This window comes from Priestia sp. ST2, assembly GCF_055810735.1.
This window is the reverse complement of record NZ_JBVVNT010000002.1, coordinates 851,988-866,965: the sequence shown is the minus strand read 5'-3', so window position 1 is coordinate 866,965 and position 14,978 is coordinate 851,988. Positions and strand designations below refer to the sequence as shown.

Sequence of the window (14,978 nt, the reverse complement as noted above, 5' to 3'; positions counted from 1 at the left end):
CATGAAAATAAGTGAATAACAGGCGAGCTGTTTTATACGTGAGAAATACGACGTATAAAACAGCTCTTTTTTATTTTTCGAATAATGATTCTCCATTATATTATGAGAAATTTAGGATAAGCTACCAGTAGTAAATTTTCTGAAGAGAAGGAGTGATTACCATGAATAAGTCAGACTCAATTTCTGTTTTTCAATTGATCCTTCTTTCAATGACGTTTATTGGCTTAAAAACTCATGTGATGCTCATATCTCCATTAATTAAAACGGCAGGACGAGATGCTTGGATCACCGTTCTTCTTACTTGTCTTTTAACACTCATATGGGTTCCTTTACTCGTATATGTAAATAAAAAAACAAAAGGCGAACATCTTTTTCGATGGATGAAAAAGCATGTGAATAAGTCATTTACCAATGTCGTTATTTTTCTTACAATCGTTTATTTGACCCTTATGGAGATCGTCACTTTACGAGAGACGATTACGTGGATTAATATTATTTTTCTTCAGCGAACACCTTTAATTATTCTCGTTTTACTATTTGGTTTTACCTGTTGCTTACTTGCCGCTACGAGTCTTAGAACGATTAGTATTGTAAACGTATTTCTTTTATTTTTTATTGTAATATTAGGTTTCTTTGTTTCTTTTACAAACTTTCAATTTAAAGATTATTCTTTATTGCAGCCTGTTTTAGAAAATGGCTATTTTCCTGTTATTAAAAGTATTGTATTTCAAGGATCAGGGATGGTAGAGCTGCTGCTGCTGCTCTTTTTGCAGCACAAAGTGCCGCAGCCTATACGCTATAAGCATTTAGCGGTGGCTGCAATTCTCTTAACAGGCCTTACGATTGGACCTCTCATTGGAGCAATTACTGAATTTGGCCCTGTAGAAGCCTCTAAGCAACGTTTCCCTCCCTATGAAGAATGGGGAATTGCATCGCTTGGAAAGTTTATAGAACATATCGACTTTCTATCTATTTATCAGTGGTTGTCGGGTACCTTTATCCGCATTTCGACCTTTCTTTTTATTATGAAAGAATTAGTTTCGTTTCAAAAAGGCCAAAAAAGGTTTCTTTTACTCATTCTAGTGGTTATTACTGTATGTACGCTGGCTCCTATAACGGACTTTGCTTTTTCAAATCTTTTATTTTTTACAATCATACCGGCTACTTTCTGGTTATTTGTTGCTTTCTCTCTTTTCTTAGTAGTCATAGTCTTTCTATTTTCTCATAAAACAAGGAGGGATAAGAGTGGAATTTTTTAAGAAGAAAAAAGACTACAGCTCTAAAAAACAAGAGGCGGAAAGTCTTTTAAAAGAAAGTTCTTCTCGTGCTCAGATAATCAATGAGTGTACGTTAAGAGATTTATTTGGAAAATGCAGCGATATTAACTTCGAGACCGTTTATTTTTATAACAAACGAGTGCTTATGATTTATTGTACCGGTCTAGTTAGTACGGAAATGCTATATGAAATGATTCCTAAAAAATTAGAGGAATGCTGTGCTAAGTTAGAGGGTGAAGTAGAAGGAGACAAGATCATAAAATTATTAAATCTTCCCTCAGTTTCCATCGTTCAAGATGAAGAACAGGCAGTTTCAGAAATTTTTTCCGGGAAATTATTCATTGATTTTGGATCACCACAATCAGTTGTTTCTATCGATATTTCGGACCGTCCTCAAAGAAGCCCAGAAGAAACGAAAAATGAAGTAACCATATTGGGTCCTAGAGATAATTTTATTGAAGACTTACCTGTCAATATTGCTTTAATTCGCAAGCGTCTTAAATCAGTTTCCTTGTTAACAAACTCTTTAGAGATTGGAAAACGAACAAAAACAAAAGTAAGCATTTTATACATGGAAGATGTAGCTGACAAGAAGATACTTGACGAAATTATGGAAAAGTTAGGAGATATCGATATCGACGGTATTTTCAGCGGAACACAGTTAGAAGAGCTCATTAATAAAAATCCGTATAGCTTTTTTCCTCGACACGCTTATACAGGAAGACCTGATTTTGCGGTTCAATCTCTGTTAAATGGCCGGTTTATTATATTAATTGATGGAACTTCATATGCGTATGTTACACCCATTAACCTTTTTTACTTATTAAAGGGATCTGAAGATAAAGAAAATACATATTTATACAGCTCTTTTGAGCGTATTCTTCGAATCTTCGGGCTTTCTATCGCTGCTTTTTTGCCGGGTTTTTGGGTTGCAATGACGGCTTTTCATCAAAATCAGCTTCCGCTCAGCCTGTTAGCTACGATTGTTGAAGCAAGAAGAGGTGTTCCGTTTCCTACCTCTCTTGAGGCAATATTAATGCTTCTTTTATTTGAATTGTTTCGAGAGGCAGGGTTTAGACTGCCGACTTCTGTCGGGCAGACCCTCAGTGTAATTGGAGGGCTTATTATCGGTGATGCAGCCATTAGAGCCGGTTTAACCAGTCCTGCCATGCTTGTTGTCATTGCAGGTTCTACAATTGCTACGTTTACGCTAGCTAATCAGTCTCTTATAGGAACAATTTCACTAATCCGCTTTTTTTGTATTATCTGTGTCAGCATCTTAGGTTTCTTTGGATTTTTTATTTCCATCTTTTTAGTCATGATCTATATTACAAACATCCGAACGTTTGGTGTGCCATATTTTGAGTTAGCAACCCGTTTAGACGTGAAAAATATTTTAAAATCTCTCTTCCGTCTTCCCGAAAGTAAAAAAGCAACAAGAGCTAGTATGCTTAACCCAAGCGATTCCACACGCGAAAAAGGAGAAAGTTAGTGAAAGGGAATATAAGGAATTTACTTATACTTATTATGAGCTCTTTTTTATTGTTTCTTTCGGGATGCTGGGATACGAATGAACCGGAACAAATGGTATATGCACAAGGAATGGGGGTAGATTTTAAAGATAACCGTTACGTTCTTTACCTGCAGACCATCAATTTAAGTTTATTAGCAAAATCCGAGGCAAGCGGTGCTGGCGCGGGTCAAGTCAAAGTAGAAGTTGGTTATGCAACAGGGAAAACCATTGATGAAGCTATTTTTAGATATTATCAAATTTCTCAGCGCAGAATCTTTTTTGGGCACTTAGCTTTCCTTGTTCTAACGGACGATGCGTTAAAGCATGGCGCTGTCAAATCGGCAGTGGATTTTTTAGATCGTTATCGGGAAACGAGATACAACATCTGGATGTATGCTACGAAAAGTCCTTTGAAAAAAACGTTGTTAGCTACGCCTATGTTCGAAGTATCGAACGCTCTTTCTCGCTTGAGCGATCCTAAAGTGATTTTTAAGCAAAACTCGTTTATTCCACCAATCGATTTAAGAGAGCTCATTATCCATCTTAATGAACCTAGTCACGAAGTAAATATTCCTCTCGTTCAGACTAAAGAACATTTAACAACGGATCAAAAAAAAGAAACAGCTATTCAAGTAAACGGAGCAGTGGCTATTACATCATCTGAATTAAAAGGAGTTTTTTCAGAGAATAAAATCAAAGGACTTAGATGGATAACGGATGAATTTGTACGAGCTGGTTTACGGGTAAGGCTCCCTGATCATTCCGATATTGATCTTGTGGTAGACAAGAAAAAAGTAAAAATTGAACCTGTTATAAACGGTAGTAATTTAACATTTAATATAAAAGTTCGTGCAAAAACAACGATTTTAGTTATGCCGCAGCACGAAAAACTATCGACTATAAAAAAAGAAGCTGAACAGAAAATTAAGAAACAAATTATGGAAACGTACGCGCAAGGCTTAAGTATAAACAGCGATGTTTACAGGCTTTCTCATGTTCTTTATAAAAAAGAACTGCGTAAATGGAAGGCTGTTCAAAGCAACGGGGCAATTCCTTTAACAAAAGACTCAATAAATGTGAAGGTCAACGTACAGGTTAAGCATGGAAACAAACAGCGAATAGGTCCGACTATAGATTAACATACTGAAAACCTGCACACCTCACCTGATAATGTTAACTCATTAAACAAAGGACAAAAGTGGAGGAATAGATAAAATAGAAAAGACCAACCTAAGAACAAATCAAATTAGGAGATTATAGATGGAAACAATCAAACCAATTAAAATAGGTTCAAAAAAAACAAGCGTGCAAGAGAAATTAACAGCCCCCGAAATGGGCAAACTTTGGGCAACCTATATGGGCAACAGCATGTCTTCGTATATTTTAAGTTATTTTCTTGAACACGTTGAAGATCCAGATATAAAAAAGCTGTTACAGCATGCAAAAGGTTTAACGGAAGAATTTCAAAGTAACGTAAAAGACATTTTTACAAAAGAGAATGTGCCAATTCCATACGGATTTACGCCAGAAGATGTGAACCTAGGCGCTCCAAAGCTGTTTGAAGATGAATTTTACGTGCATTATTTAAAATATGCTGCTAAAGCTGGATTAAGCATTTACAGTATCGCACTGCCTCTAATGTATAGAGAAGATGTAAAGACATTTTTAACGTATTGTATGAAAGCAACAATGGAACTGATGGAGCAAATAAAGGCAATCTTAATGGATAAAGGATTTATTATTAAGCCGCCACTTATTCCCGTACCAGAAAAAGTGAACATCGCTAATACTCATTATTTAAGCGGTTTTATAGGAGATGTTCGACCTTTGCATGCATTAGAAATTGCTCATCTGTATGATAACATCGAAAATAATGTGACAAGCAAAGCCTTAATTTTGGCATTTAGTCAAGTTGTTAAAAGTGAAAAAATCCGTACGTTATTTGTAAAAGGTGAAGATCTGACAAATAAAGCGGTAGAACGCTATATTGAAAAGCTTCATCGAGATAATTTACCAGCGCCATCCTTTCTTGATCATTTAATTACTACTTCGACTTTTTCACCGTTTTCGGATAAATTGATGCTGTTCCATAAAATGGATATGTTCTCGATGAAAATGAGGGCTTTTGGAAATTCAGTAGCCGTCAATGGAAGACATGATTTGGCGCTGTTATATGGAAAATCAATGACAAATATCTCGAAGTTTGTAAAAGATGCAGCGGATATTATGATGGAAAATGGATGGATGGAAACACCACCGGAAGCGGTAGATAGAAATCATTTAAACTCCAACTAATTAAATAATTTGCCTTTATAGCTCTAATGAATAAAAAACACACAAAATAGATGTCAGATTTTGTGTGTTTTTTTATTTGAAGAGAGAAAAAGCTGTTAATCCTGCCTTTATATTTGATAGTCATTAAACTAACCCAACTTATGATTACAATTTGTATAGGAGCTTAATGTCTCCATGTATAAAAAATATTATTTATTTGCTGCTCATGATTTTATAGAAATTACTAGACATTTATAAGACATTAAAAAGAAATTAAAGAAATTATAAACATTGCTAAAACTTATATGGGTAAAAGCCTTCTACTGACTGAGGTTAAAGGGAATAAAGCAATCAAAAAAACTGCAGTTTACTACAAGAATTTTCACGAAAAAATATAGGATTTTTTTATAACGGCTATATTTTCTACGCAGTAGTTCGGAAAATAACGTTTATTTATTGTGTTTTTTGTTCATTTAGTTGATTTTTTTCACGAAAATGAAAATCATTATCATTTAAAGGGATTTATCGTAGCTCACAGACGTGTATGTTTGAGTAAGTTAAAGAGAAAGAAAGAATGGAAGGAAAATAGAGTAGAAATGAGTAAAAAAAGGCATAACAAAAAAGAGTATTATAGAGCGTTAATTTTTGCCTGATAATACCCGTTGGCAATTTTGCGGATATACGTAAAGAAGTTTGACTCCATTTCATGCACAAGAGGTCGAAATGCATCCATACTTTCTTCTATGTAAGTTTGTTGTAAGTGACGCTGAACGGACGTTAATGATTTTTCGATTATATCTAAACCAAACTCATGTACAATGGAATGAATATCTTCTTTTTTAATTGAATAATGGCCAAAAGATTTAAAGAAATTCTTAAACTGAGCAAATGTATGCTCTCCACGAATTTTTTCGATTTCTTTTTGTTTTTTACTATCATGAGCACCAGTTAAATTAAAGCTTAAAATAAAACCATCCTTGATTTTTTCAATAATTGATTTTCTTGGCTGCTTTTCTTCTAATAATGTTTTGACACAATCATCTTTTTCTAGCACATCGATACGGAAAATTGTACTCAATTTACTAGCCATTTCTTTAATAGCAGCTTTATAGCCAATGTATTTTGGAAGAATGTGTTTTACCTCAGTGTAAGATAGAAGCGCTTCTGAATCTTTCTTTACGTTTACATCAGATTCGTATACGTACAACGCACGTAAAGCCAGACGCAGCATGTTGATATTTTTAATAGCCAGCAATTGATAAATCACTTCCATCGAAACAGAAGTATAACCACCTTTTGAAGTATATGTATTGTTATCTTCATCAAGCATTTCAGGATTATATGATATGTTTTGAACATCAGCAGCTTCTTTTATATGTAAATCTAAAAAATCCTCTAAATAGTTGTTTAAAGAAACTTGAATATAGTCTCCCCATAAACGATCCCAGCGAATGATGTCATAGTCTTCTAAAAGCTTATTATTATTTTGAACGGTCCGAACGGAACATTGGATTGTATTAGCCAGTTCTTGCTCAGAAATAATTGAAATATGACCCTGGCTGTTACATTTGGCTACGTAAGCTAAAATTTGCTTCATCAGAGAACCCGTCCACTTTATATCTACAAAGTTTTTCGCAAGACCAAATGAATGTTTTTCATAGTAATAGCTATTGCCTCGTTTCGTGTTTCTATTTAAGCCGCTCATGACAATCAGCAGTTTATTTGCTACAAGGGTGTGCCGTTTTAGTACCAGCTTTTGTATACTCATGTAGTGACCTCCTTTCCAAAACTATATACGTCGTCTTTTACAGTATAGACACAGTCATATAGGCTGTAAAATGACATATTTGCACGGGGAAATGGTGCATTTTTTTAAAAGACTAGTGATACCAAGGGACGAGACATCTATTTAAAAGGTGACATATTTGCACGGAGATGTGGAGCAAAAATAGCGTTATATTTCATAAACGTTGATAAAACAGCATTCTTAAGCTAAATGTCGTATTATGACGGATGAAATACACAAAATGCGACAAATTCGAAAAAAATTTTGATGTAAAAATGACATATTTGCACGGAGAATAGGAGCAAAAATGATAAAAGTAAAGGTTCAGGCAAGGAAGTGACACATTTGCACGGAAAATAGGAACAAAAAAAAGAAAAATGCCCTTTTTGGGACACAAAAAATTCACATTTTCAGAGGGGATAAACAAACATTTGCAGAAAAAATAGTGTTTTTTTAAGAAAGTGGCATGTTTGCACGGAAATCTGGAGCAAAAAACACTTTTGCACGGAGATGTGGAGCAAAAATTGAAGGAAACGGAGAGGGAAAGTCGCTGACACAAGAAAATTTATGTAAAAGTGACATATTTGCACGGAAGATTGGAGCCAAACTTATAGTAAATGCAGTATAGAAAGAAAAACGACACTTTTGTGCGGAAATCTGGAGCAAAAAACAATTATAAATACTTTTTTAGACATAAAAAGTTCACAAAATGATAAGGAAGGTGAAGTTTAATAGCTATATTAGCAGGGGAAACAATATGTTTACATGGAGAATTGGAGCAAAAAAACACTTTTGCACGGAAATGTGGAGCAAAAAATGCAGTGATTAATAGTACATAGATAAAAAGAATGCCCTTATAAAGATTATAAGGGCATTCTTTTTTAGCCTATAGAACTTGTTACGTTTTGATAAATAGAAAGGGGAGCATATTCGTAATCACCAGCTAGTAAGTCTTTTACTTCACTTTCTCCCACAGGAATAAAGGTAATCTGAAACACTTGGCCCACTCTTTTATAGGATTGGACAGCTAGTTTTTGTTCGACTAGCTCATCTAAGGCTGTTTCTATTTCGACAAGGTTTTCTTTTTTTCGTCTTTTTCGAAAGCGGACTCTTGTCGAAAAATATAAATAATCTCTTGTGACATTGTATGAAGATTTTGTTTCATAGCAAATGAGACGCTCTTTTTGCATAACGAATAGCAAATGATAAGCGGCGTCTAAACTTAATTTTTCTACTTTGTTTTTATAAATACGCACCGTTTGGCGTTGAATATAGTCTCTATATATCACTTCATTGACGTGAATTTCAGCAATTCGCGTTCCGTTTGGCATCGTAGTAATATCCACAAAGTCAAAAATACCGTAGGCAATTTTCTTATTATGCTGTACTTTTGTCATGCTGTAGTGCTTCATTTTTGTAATTCTTTCTTCTATCATCTGATAGTTGCGCTTACTGTCTGTTTTATAGAGTGCTTTCACAAGATCACCAATTTTTACGTTAATAATTTTTTGTGTAGCGAACAATTCGTCGCGCTGGCTCATGATCTCTAAAAACACTTTATAATCAAACCGATCTAAATCACTAATTTTATTTCCATTTTCTTCAGCGTATTCTTTTTCTATTAACAATTCGTAATCTGTCCCGTCTTCAGAGTTATAAGTACTTAAGAAATATTCTTTTCCTTCTTTCTCTAATAGGGGTTGCTCGACGAGAAGCTTTGCTCTTGAGTTAGAGAAAAAAGGATTCTCTACAGTTGAAAAAGGGCTCTCAATAATACTATGATTTCCGTTTTGGAAGCTTGGGTCCAGTATAGTAAGCCCAATAATAATAGATATATCCGTATGGATTGCTTTTTCTCGCTGGGTCTTGGTTTTTTGATGAATATAAGGATAATCCGTTAAGAAGAAGCTATCTTCTTGACTCCATTCACGTAGGATACCAATTCGTTTATCAATGACTTCTTCCGGAGATGATACGTTTTCAAACTGTTTGCAAAAGAGTTCTTTTCCATTCGTTTTATAATAAGCTGTTAGCGCTTTGTATTCGCCAATCAGCTCTTTATTCTTCTTAGGCTTTTTTTGCTCATAGTCGCGTATAGCAGCATCTAACCATCTGCGTTTCGTACGATTGAGAAAGTCTTTTTTTAAAATCCTCAACGCTTCGTTTACATCTTTATTTTCAAAGTGCTGCTGATAAAGAGGGAGGATGGTGCTTTCTAAATCACCTTTTATACTTTCATTATAAACAGATAAGAGGCGTAATTTAGATACTCTATCAATGACTTCGCGTATGAGTAAAGATGAATAATCCATACACATCTAACCTCCTTAACCTTAAGTTATTCATTTTAATTCTTAGCTGGATAGTGGCTTTAAATCTATTGTAATGCACGAAAGTTCGATGCTACAAACAAAAAAAGGCTACTATCTATAGTCTATTTTTCATTATACACGTGCAAAGCAGAGGAAGGGGGAGATTTTCTTATTTTCTTTTTTAGTAATCTACATTTAGTCATGTAGCATATATATTTGCCGTGTAGCTTATGTATGGAGGATAACCGTGTCTGCAAGACCGCTAATTCTGCTACCGAGTTTAATGGACTGATAGAAAGTATCTCAAAATAAAAGGATATCAGCGATCAAAAGAGAATACGTTGTAAAACTACTAAACCCATACCGGAGGTCATAAATGAACCCTATATTAAATGAAGTAGGCACGGTTTTTATTCCTGTAAAGGACATAAAAAAAGCACGAGATTGGTATTGTGACATACTAGGTTTGATAGCAGATGAAGACATTTTATATGATCATTTATATGTGATACCTATGAATGGAACAGGGATTGTATTAGATAGCAAAACTTATTCAAAAAATACGCTTTTTAAAACGCCAGCTTTTCATTTGAATACAAACGATATCAAAGAAGCTTATGAATATATGAAGCAGAAAAAAGTAGAGCTAACGACAGGAATTCAACACAATCATTGGTTTACATTTAAAGATCCGGATGGAAATCACCTGATGGTGTGTCAGTGCTGAACCCATGGGAAGATAAAAGACATTAGGACATAAAGAAATTACCCCAATCTAAAGACGAACAAATGAGATAAAGGAGCTGAACCGCTTGTGACACCGCTGTTGAGTTCCGTTGAAGACTTCCGTTTTTCACGCAGAAGTCTTCACCTTGCCCTCCAATCAACAGCTAGAAGCAGCTGCACAAACCCTATGTTCAATATGACAACAAAAAATCCGAACTATTAATCAGATTAATAGTTCGGATTTAACTTCAACTAAAATGCTTTTTTATCAGCTTCTATTGGATTGCCTCGGCATTTTACAATTTGACAGATTTGTTTCTGAATTGAATCATTCTTACAATATTTATCACAATTGTTTTTGTTACAGCATAAGCCGGAATCGCTAAGATCATTCCGAGTATTCCTGCAATATTACCAGCAACAAGCAATAAAATAATAATTGTTAAAGGATGAGTGTTTAATTTCTTTCCAATTACCAGCGGAGAAATAATGTTCCCATCTAGCTGTTGAACGATTACGACGACGATAATTACTAATATCGCTTTTGTAGGAGAGTATAATAAACCTACGATTAAAGCAGGTGCTACGCCAATAAAAGGGCCGACGTACGGGATAATATTAGTAAGGGCTCCTATTAGTGCGAGTATCAATGCATAGGGTAACCCGATGATGAGGTAACCAATGAATGTACTAATACCGACAAATAAACAAACGAGCATTTGGCCTTGAATATAAGTAGCTAGCGTATTTGTTGTTTCTTTCATTGTACGTAACGTTTCTTTTCGGTAAGAAGCAGGAACCATACGCAGCGTATTTTTACGAAGTTTATGGCTGTCTTTAAGCATATAAAAAAGAATGAAAGGAACGGTTACAACCGTAAGTGTAATATTTGTTACGACGCTTAAAACAGATGAAATACTGTTTGTGAGATTCGTAGGTAAAGTAGACGCGTAGTTTAAAAGTGACTCTTCAATATGATCGAGGGACACATATTTTTGTTCAACGAGCCAGTTAAACCATCTTGAGTTAGATAAATCATTTATGTACTCTCTCGTTTCTACAATATAAGACGGAATATTTTTAGCCAAATCAGTTAATTGTTTAGATAAAGTAGGTCCCACACCGCCTACAATAGAAGCAATTACGCCGATAAAAACAACGTATAATAATAAGATGGCCAGTGTTTTTGGCACTTTTTTTCTTGTGAGAAATGACACAATTGGTTCGAATAAAAAGAAAAGAAAACCAGCTACGAGAATAGGGAAAAATAAAGTGGAGATAAACACACCGATTGGTAGAAAAACAAACGAAATATGTTTACAAATGTAAATCAGTAAAGCAATCATTAATAGTTCTAATGTCCAAAAATGCAGTTTCGATTTAAACAAAAAGTTACCCTCTTTCTTTACTATTTTTTACTATCATACATCAAAAAAGAAACCCACTGCACGTGAAAAGTGGGCTTTTTAGTCTGTATAACTTTTATTTACATAAAAATTAGGATTTTTCCTCTTTATTTTCGGTGGTATCCTCTGGAGTTTTTTTGTCGTCATCCTGTATAATTCCTTCCGCTGCATTTTTAAATTCTCGCAGGGAATGTCCAAATGCTCGTCCTATGTCCGGCAATTTACTTGGGCCAAATACAATTAAGGCAGTAATCCCGATTACGACCATGCTTGTGGCTCCTGGCATGATATCCTCTCCTTTAAAAGCAATGAATATATGAAAATTAAAAAGAGATAATAAATAAAGTGTATGTTTATACTATTCACTTTTCTCTTTAAAATTCCTTTATTTTAAATGATACGAAAATAAGGTGCAGCGGCTATGTATGATTTAAATGCTAGTAGTGATGCATACGAAGTTAATTATAGCATTAAAGACAGCTTGTTCGCCTTATTAACCCTGTATAACCTTTATGTGAAACAACTTGCTTTAATTCTTATGGAAACATGTCATAAATCCTGTTTTTTTAAAAATGAAGAATCAGCATATGAAAATAAAGAGAGAAAAAAATTGAAAAATATAAAGATAAATTGTTGTAAAATTTAGAAAGAAGTAATAGAATTAAATAAAATGTTAACGTTAACATTTATGGTGTTGAAGATTAAATCTTATTAATATAGTTATCTATAAATAAGATTATTCATCAATTTATGTAAATTTGTTAACGTTAACAAAAAATGAAGGAGTGAATGGGAATGAAAAAGTTTATGGATGACAATTTTTTATTAACAAATGAAACAGCCGCACACTTGTATAATACTTACGCAAAAGATATGCCCATTATTGATTATCACTGCCACTTAAACCCACAGGGAATTTATGAGAATAAACAGTTTGAAACGTTAACTAACGTTTGGCTAGATGGAGATCACTATAAATGGAGACTGATGAGAGCCAACGGAATTGAAGAAGAAAAGATAACAGGATCAGCGAGTGACTATGAAAAATTTCTCGCGTGGGCTAAAACAGTTCCGATGACAATTGGGAATCCGCTATATCATTGGACGCATCTAGAGTTAAAGCGTTTCTTTGATATTGATGAAATATTAAATGAACATACGGCACCGTTTATTTGGGAAAAAGCAAATGAGAAATTACGCAGCGGTGAGTTCGGTGCAAGAGATCTTATTACACGTTCTAACGTAAAAGTTATTTGTACAACGGATGATCCAACAGATTCATTAGAGTATCATATGAAACTAAGAGATGTGCAAGAGTTTGAGACCCAAGTACTTCCAAGCTTTCGTCCGGATAAAGGGCTTGAAATCAATCAAGAAGGGTTTAAGAACTGGATTGCAAAGCTGCAAGGTTGTTCACGTCATTCCATTCACACCTATGATGATTTGTTAAAAGCTCTTGAAAGTCGAGCTCGTTTTTTCCATTCCATGGGAGGACGTTTATCTGATCACGCACTAAACAAAATGGTATATACGAAGACTTCAAAAGAAGAAGTTTCAGAGATTTTCTTAAAAGCCTTAAAAGGTGAAGGTGTAAGTACTGAAGAAGAAAGTAAATACAAGTCATATACGTTAATCTTTTTAGGGAAGCTGTATAATGAGCTAGGTTGGGCAATGCAATTTCACCTTCATGCTCTTAGAAACAATAACACAAAAATGTTTCACCAGTTAGGGCCGGATACAGGGTATGACTCGATGTATGATGGACAAGTGGCAGAGCCTCTCGTACAGCTTCTCGATCAAATGGACGTACAAAATAGTTTGCCAAAGACGATTTTATATTCGTTAAATCCAAAAGATAATTATGTATTAGCAAGTATAATTGGAAGCTTTCAAGGAGACGGCATCCCTGGCAAACTGCAGCTCGGCACGGCTTGGTGGTTTAATGATCAAAGAGAAGGTATGTTAGAACAAATGAAAGCGTTATCAAATATTGGGTTGTTTAGTCGTTTCATTGGTATGTTAACGGATTCCCGAAGTTTTCTTTCATATACAAGGCATGAATATTTCAGAAGACTAGTATGCAGCTTAATCGGTACGTGGGTAGAAGAAGGAGAAATGCCTAATGACCAACAGCTGCTTGAGCAAATTGTAAAAGGAATATGTTATGAAAATGCTAAAGACTACTTTAGCTTTCCTGCCTATACGCTGCAAAAATAAACACGCAAAATAGTTTAAAGAATTGCAAGGGGAGAAGGGGGATTACCATGAGTGTTGTGGCAACTGAAAGAAAGATTGAAATAAAAGTAGAAGAGAAAAATCTTAGTGTAAAAGAAAAAATATCTTATGGTATGGGTGATTTTGGTAACGGTTTCATGTTTGATTTAGGGCAGTTGTATTTGTTGAAGTTCTTTACAGATGTGGCAGGCATCCCTGCCGCAGCTGCGGGAGGGATTTTTCTAGTAAGTAAGTTATTTGCGGCAGTTTGTGACCCAATTGTTGGTTCGTCTATTGATTACCGAAAAAACATAGGTGCTAAAGGGAAATTCCGACCGTATTTACTATTCGGAAGTATGGTGTTGGCCATTTTAACCGTACTCACTTTTATTTCTCCAAACCTTTCACCGGCGGGTAAATTAATTTATGCGTACGCTTCTTATATGATCTGGGGAATTGGCTATTCATTTGTCAATATTCCATACGGATCGCTAGGCGCATCCATGACTCAAAATACTTCTGATCGCACGTCTCTTGCTGCTTTTCGTCAAACAGGATCATTAGGTGCACTGTTTGTAACCAGCATTGCTGTTGTACCGCTCATTCTGTTATTTCCAAATGAAAAAATCGGTTATCCCGTTGTCATGGGGATTATGTCGGTCATTGGAATAATCGCTTTTTATGTATGTTATCGCAACTGCAAAGAACGCATTGTCGTAAAAGAGAGTCCAAAAGAAAAATTATCAGTCAAGTCTATTTTTAAAACGTTTGTAAGTAACAAACCTCTTTTAATTTTAGTATTTATGACGGTATTTACCATTTCAGCTTACAATATTAAATCAGCTATGCTTATTTACTTTGCACAATATAATTTAGGAAATGTTAAATTGATGGCTTACATGAACTTTATTATTATTGGTTCATCCTTTCTAGGAGTCATTATGCTGCCAAAGCTTGTTAGCCGATTTGGAAAAAAGCAGGCGGCAATGATTGGCTTAGGAATCAGTATTGCAGCGGACACAGTAAATTTCTTTATGCCTTCTAACGTCGTAATTTTTACGATTTTAGCAAGTATTGCTTTTATAGGTATCAGCATTCCTAACGGGATTACATGGGCATTTGTATCAGATATCATTGATTATGGTGAATGGAAAACAGGCGAAAGAAAAGAAGGCACAACGTATTCACTGTTCAACTTTTCTCGAAAGCTCGCTCAGTCGCTATCCGGCTTCTTATCAGGTATTGGTTTAGGGTTAGTTGGGTATATCCCAAACGTGGCACAAAAGGCAGGTACATTAGTGGGGATTAAAAGTTTACTGTTACTATATCCTGCTATTGCTTTATCTATTGCTGCAGTGATTATTGGTTTTATGTATAAGCTAACGGATAAAAAACACGCGGAGATTGTCCAAGATATTCATGCTAGGTCTTAGTCAAAACTGTCATAACATTCACCATTTGCTTATTATT

Annotated in this window: 12 protein-coding genes; 8 read left to right on the top strand and 4 right to left on the bottom strand. The window is 34.9% G+C overall.

Annotated features, from left to right (window positions below; genetic code table 11):
• The first annotated feature begins 161 nt into the window (after nucleotides 1-161).
• The 4 genes from AC0KUU_RS10845 (at nucleotide 162) to AC0KUU_RS10830 (ending at nucleotide 5,085) form a co-directional block, all read left to right on the top strand.
• A complete protein-coding gene (locus AC0KUU_RS10845) occupies nucleotides 162-1,259 on the top strand; it encodes a GerAB/ArcD/ProY family transporter (protein WP_043981941.1) in 1,098 nt (365 codons plus the stop codon).
• Nucleotides 1,246-2,769: a spore germination protein gene (locus tag AC0KUU_RS10840; RefSeq protein ID WP_052500347.1), complete on the top strand. Its 1,524-nt coding sequence runs from the start codon at nucleotides 1,246-1,248 to the stop codon at nucleotides 2,767-2,769. Before AC0KUU_RS10845 ends, AC0KUU_RS10840 begins: the two co-directional genes overlap by 14 nt.
• On the top strand, nucleotides 2,769-3,929 hold the full coding sequence (locus AC0KUU_RS10835; protein ID WP_230184721.1) for a Ger(x)C family spore germination protein: 1,161 nt from the start codon (nucleotides 2,769-2,771) through the stop codon (nucleotides 3,927-3,929). The genes AC0KUU_RS10840 and AC0KUU_RS10835 overlap by 1 nt, the downstream gene beginning before the upstream one ends.
• Before the next feature lie 121 nt (nucleotides 3,930-4,050).
• Nucleotides 4,051-5,085 (top strand): DUF3231 family protein, encoded by a 1,035-nt coding sequence (locus tag AC0KUU_RS10830; protein ID WP_322551964.1) that lies wholly within the window; start codon nucleotides 4,051-4,053, stop codon nucleotides 5,083-5,085.
• Nucleotides 5,086-5,692: 607 nt separating this feature from the next.
• Here the strand turns inward: AC0KUU_RS10830 and AC0KUU_RS10825 are convergent.
• Both AC0KUU_RS10825 and AC0KUU_RS10820 read right to left on the bottom strand, forming a co-directional pair.
• Nucleotides 5,693-6,832 carry a hypothetical protein gene (locus AC0KUU_RS10825; RefSeq protein ID WP_322551965.1) on the bottom strand — a complete coding sequence of 380 codons (1,140 nt, stop codon included), beginning with the start codon at nucleotides 6,830-6,832 and terminating at the stop codon, nucleotides 5,693-5,695.
• An 899-nt stretch (nucleotides 6,833-7,731) separates the two neighbouring features.
• Nucleotides 7,732-9,162 carry a hypothetical protein gene (locus tag AC0KUU_RS10820; RefSeq protein WP_013082784.1) on the bottom strand — a complete coding sequence of 477 codons (1,431 nt, stop codon included), beginning with the start codon at nucleotides 9,160-9,162 and terminating at the stop codon, nucleotides 7,732-7,734.
• Nucleotides 9,163-9,538: 376 nt separating this feature from the next.
• Here AC0KUU_RS10820 and AC0KUU_RS10815 point away from each other — a divergent pair, with 376 nt between their 5' ends.
• Nucleotides 9,539-9,889 (top strand): VOC family protein, encoded by a 351-nt coding sequence (locus AC0KUU_RS10815; RefSeq protein ID WP_047931929.1) that lies wholly within the window; start codon nucleotides 9,539-9,541, stop codon nucleotides 9,887-9,889.
• A gap of 295 nt (nucleotides 9,890-10,184) precedes the next feature.
• Here the strand turns inward: AC0KUU_RS10815 and AC0KUU_RS10810 are convergent, their stop codons facing one another.
• Nucleotides 10,185-11,276 (bottom strand): AI-2E family transporter, encoded by a 1,092-nt coding sequence (locus AC0KUU_RS10810; RefSeq protein WP_016763781.1) that lies wholly within the window; start codon nucleotides 11,274-11,276, stop codon nucleotides 10,185-10,187.
• Nucleotides 11,277-11,385: 109 nt separating this feature from the next.
• Nucleotides 11,386-11,580 (bottom strand): twin-arginine translocase TatA/TatE family subunit, encoded by a 195-nt coding sequence (locus AC0KUU_RS10805; RefSeq protein WP_043981948.1) that lies wholly within the window; start codon nucleotides 11,578-11,580, stop codon nucleotides 11,386-11,388.
• A 135-nt stretch (nucleotides 11,581-11,715) separates the two neighbouring features.
• Here AC0KUU_RS10805 and AC0KUU_RS10800 point away from each other — a divergent pair, with 135 nt between their 5' ends.
• The 3 genes from AC0KUU_RS10800 (at nucleotide 11,716) to AC0KUU_RS10790 (ending at nucleotide 14,941) form a co-directional block, all read left to right on the top strand.
• On the top strand, nucleotides 11,716-11,940 hold the full coding sequence (locus AC0KUU_RS10800; RefSeq protein ID WP_322551966.1) for a hypothetical protein: 225 nt from the start codon (nucleotides 11,716-11,718) through the stop codon (nucleotides 11,938-11,940).
• Nucleotides 11,941-12,089: 149 nt separating this feature from the next.
• Nucleotides 12,090-13,511 (top strand): glucuronate isomerase, encoded by a 1,422-nt coding sequence (gene uxaC / locus AC0KUU_RS10795; protein WP_322551967.1) that lies wholly within the window; start codon nucleotides 12,090-12,092, stop codon nucleotides 13,509-13,511.
• Between the two features lie 47 nt (nucleotides 13,512-13,558).
• The gene (locus tag AC0KUU_RS10790; RefSeq protein ID WP_043981954.1) at nucleotides 13,559-14,941 is read left to right on the top strand and encodes a glycoside-pentoside-hexuronide (GPH):cation symporter; all 1,383 of its coding nucleotides are present in this window, start codon (nucleotides 13,559-13,561) and stop codon (nucleotides 14,939-14,941) included.
• Nucleotides 14,942-14,978 lie beyond the last annotated feature (37 nt).